Consider the following 3,810-nt stretch of genomic DNA (forward strand, 5'->3'; position numbering starts at 1 on the left):
CCCAGGGGCGTGTGCACACCAGTGCCGCAACCGTAATGGTACTTCCCGAAGCTGAAGAATTTGACGTCCACATCGACCCTAAAGATGTACGCATCGATTTTTTCTGTTCATCAGGACCCGGAGGCCAGTCGGTAAACACGACTTATTCTGCTGTGCGTTTAACCCACATTCCAACGGGTTTGGTAGCGCAGTGCCAGGACGAAAAATCACAACATAAAAACAAAGACAAAGCTTTTAAAGTATTGCGTTCAAGATTGTATGATATCGAGTTGGCCAAACGTCAGGAAGAAGATGCCGCCAAGCGAAACTCACAGGTGAGCAGTGGCGACCGAAGTGCAAAAATCAGAACATACAATTACCAGCAAGGGCGGGTGACTGACCATCGCATCGGTTTGACTTTATATGATTTAGGAAACATCATTAATGGCGATATACAAAAAATCATCGACGAGCTTCAACTTGTGGATAACACCGAAAAATTGAAGGTAAATAGCGATGTTTTTTAGTGATAAATTAAACCTCCCCTCTAAAAAGAGGGGATTGAGGGGTGTGTTATAAATATTAAAATACTTAATCTATTGACCCGGGAAAAATTAATACAGCAAATCAAGAAAAAGCAGTCTTTTCTCTGCATTGGACTGGATGCTGATATGCAAAAAATCCCAAGACATCACCTGGATGTTGATGACCCGGTTTTTGATTTCAATAAAGCCATCATCGATGCTACACACCACTTCGCTGTGGCATACAAACCTAATACGGCTTTCTATGAAGCCGATGGTGTGAAGGGCTGGACATCACTTCAAAAAACCATCAATTACCTCAATCAGCATTATCCTGAAGTATTGACCATTGCCGACGCAAAGAGAGGGGACATTGGTAACACTTCCGCGATGTATGCCAAAGCTTTTTTTGAAGACTTGGCTTTTGATGCTGTTACCGTAGCCCCTTATATGGGGAAAGACTCAGTAGAGCCTTTTTTAGATTTTGAAAATAAATTCACCATCCTTTTAGCTCTGACCTCCAACGAAGGAGCTTTTGATTTTCAAACCTTGCAAACAGACAGTTTACCGCTTTACAAAAAGGTGCTTGAAACATCAAAAACCTGGAAAAATTCCCAAAGACTGATGTATGTGGTGGGTGCTACCAAAGCTGAGTATTTTAAAGAAATCAGGACCATAGCTCCAGACAGTTTTCTGTTGGTTCCCGGAGTGGGCGCTCAGGGCGGAAGCCTTCAGGAAGTGTGTAAATATGGCTTGAACAAAGATGTTGGGTTACTCATCAATTCTTCCAGAGGCATTATTTACGCTTCAACCGAAAAAGATTTTGCTGAAAAAGCTGCTACCGAAGCAGAAAAACTGCAAAGAGAAATGAAAAAGATTTTACAGGGCAAATTTTAGGCCCTTAAGCAGATAAAACCCTTAATGTCCCTTAATTTCTTAATGGTTCATAAAAAACATTAAGTTCATTAAGCAATGAAGGGTATTAAGAAACACTTAATGCCCCTTAATGCCTTAATGGTTCATAAAAAACATTAAGGGCATTAACCAATTAAGAATATTAAGAATATTAAGAAATCCTTAATGTCCCTTAATTTCTTAATGGTTCAAAAAAACATTAAGATCATTAAGCAATTAAGAATATTAAGAAACCCTTAATGCCCCTTAATGCCTTAATGGTTCAAAAAAACATTCAGTACATTAAGTGATTAAGGGCATTAAGATTCTTTAATTGTAAAATAACTTGAATTATGACTAAAAAGGAAGTCACTCAATTATCTTATGAAATAACGGGATGTGCGATTAAGGTTCATAAAGCACTTGGGCCGGGACTTTTGGAAAGCGTTTATCAAAAATGTTTAAGACATGAATTAATTCAAAAAGGGTTTAAAGTAGAGCAGCAATTAATAGTTCCTGTTGTTTATGAAGGAATACGTTTAGAAACTGATTTGAGGTTAGACCTTCTCGTAAATGATTGTATAGTAATAGAATTAAAGGCTATTGAAAATATTTTGCCTGTTCATGAAGCTCAATTATTAACCTACATGAAATTATTGCAAAAACCGCAAGGGTTGTTAATAAATTTTTTTACTCATAACATCACCAAATCATTGAAACCTTACGTTAATGAATTTTTCAGTTTGTTACCTGATGAATAAATAACCATTAAGATCATTAAGCAATTAAGAATATTAAGAAACCCTTAATGCCCCTTAATTTCTTAATGGTTCAAAAAAAAGAGATGTAGCTTTTTCTTAGATATGATTTATACAGACCAACTCCATAGAAAAATTCCCCTTTCCAAAACACCGCTAAGAATTATTTCGCTGGTTCCTTCACAAACTGAATTATTGTTTGATTTAGGTCTGGAAGAAAAGATAGTCGGTATCACCAAATTTTGTGTTCACCCTTCACACTTAAGAAAACAAAAAACAATTGTTGGAGGCACCAAGCAGGTGAAGTTTGAAAAAATCAAAGTACTTGCACCCGATATCATCATTTGCAATAAGGAAGAAAATACCAAAGAAATGGTTACTGAGCTTGAAAAGATAGCTCCGGTGTGGGTTAGTGATGTGAATAATATTCCCGACTGTTTGGAGATGATTCAATCATTAGGTGACATTTTTTCCGTTAAAGCTAAAGCGAAAGAGATTAGCGAAAGTATCCAAACTGAGTTGGTGGCTTTCGAAAAAACAATGTTTGAAAAACCCGTTTTAAAAATAGCCTATCTAATCTGGAAAGCTCCCTATATGGTAGCAGGAAGTGGTACCTTTATCAACACGTTGCTTGAATTGAATAAATTCCAAAACATTTTTGCTGACAGAAATGAACGGTACCCGGAAATTCAAATCGGCGAACTTAAAGCCGCTGACCTCATTTTACTCTCCTCAGAACCCTACCCATTTCAGCAAAAACACATCGATGATTTTGCAGAAACTTTAGAAAACAAAAAAATACTCCTCGTTGACGGGGAATATTTCAGTTGGTATGGGTCAAGGCTTATAAAAGCGTTTACCTATTTCAGAAATTTACAAAACAAAGTACATTAGTTATGCCATAAAGCCCCCTTCAGGGGTTGGGGGCTTATCTATCCTGAAGTGCAAATACCCTTCTTAAAATATCGCTTGTTCGGGCAGCAAAGTTGTTCCTGATTTCTTTTTCTTCAACGGCTATCATTGTAAACACTCCCTTCAATGCTTCTTGGGTGACATAGTCAGCAAGGTCCGGATTGACGTTGGTGGTAAATGGAAGTGAATTGTATTGTGTAATAATATTGCCCCAAACCTGAGTGGCGCCCACTTTGTCCAGTGAATTTGATATTACCGGGTTAAACCTGCCGTAAAGCTCCTGAGTGGTTTTGTTTGAAAGGTATTGAGTTGCCGCATTGTCGGGTCCCATTAAAATATTTCGGGCATCGGTGAAAGTAATTTGTCTCACTGCGTTGACAAAAATGGGAGTGGCTTCTTTAACAGCATCTTCTGCAGCACGGTTCAAAACCCTTAAACCTTCATCGGCCAGATTGCCCAGTCCTATATCTCTCAAAGTTTTATCCACCTTTTGTAGCTCCTGGGGTAAAAGGATTTTTACCAGTTCATTTCGGTAAAAACCGTCGGTTTGGGTAAGTTTTGAGACTTGTTTGTCAATGCCGTTGTCAAGTGCCTGCCGCAAACCTGCCGCAATATCAGCATTGGAAATACCGCCTGACCCTTGAGGTAATGTGTTGACGGCTTGTTGCAATTCTGCACAAGAGAAAAGCCCAAATACAAAAGAGAGGAATAGCAACTTTTTCATAATACTCATAATTTGGAAT

At 38.2% G+C, this 3,810-nt stretch carries 5 protein-coding genes; 4 read left to right on the top strand and 1 reads right to left on the bottom strand.

Annotated elements, in window-relative coordinates; all coding sequences use genetic code 11:
- From AC6F75_RS02255 to AC6F75_RS02270, 4 genes are all read left to right on the top strand, one after another.
- The coding region (locus tag AC6F75_RS02255) for a peptide chain release factor-like protein (protein ID WP_500713297.1) at positions 1-506 on the top strand (506 nt) is incomplete at its 5' end.
- Between the two features lie 72 nt (positions 507-578).
- The gene (pyrF, locus tag AC6F75_RS02260; RefSeq protein WP_500713298.1) at positions 579-1,400 is read left to right on the top strand and encodes an orotidine-5'-phosphate decarboxylase; all 822 of its coding nucleotides are present in this window, start codon (positions 579-581) and stop codon (positions 1,398-1,400) included.
- Positions 1,401-1,750: 350 nt separating this feature from the next.
- Positions 1,751-2,158, top strand: coding sequence for a GxxExxY protein (locus AC6F75_RS02265; protein ID WP_500713299.1), 408 nt, complete (start codon positions 1,751-1,753; stop codon positions 2,156-2,158).
- Positions 2,159-2,260: 102 nt separating this feature from the next.
- Positions 2,261-3,049, top strand: a complete 789-nt coding sequence (locus AC6F75_RS02270) for a helical backbone metal receptor (RefSeq protein WP_500713300.1) — start codon at positions 2,261-2,263, stop codon at positions 3,047-3,049.
- A gap of 34 nt (positions 3,050-3,083) precedes the next feature.
- Here the strand turns inward: AC6F75_RS02270 and AC6F75_RS02275 are convergent, their stop codons facing one another.
- The gene (locus tag AC6F75_RS02275) at positions 3,084-3,791 is read right to left on the bottom strand and encodes a DUF4197 family protein (RefSeq protein ID WP_500713301.1); all 708 of its coding nucleotides are present in this window, start codon (positions 3,789-3,791) and stop codon (positions 3,084-3,086) included.
- Positions 3,792-3,810: the final 19 nt, after the last annotated feature.

Source organism: Planktosalinus sp., assembly GCF_059864935.1.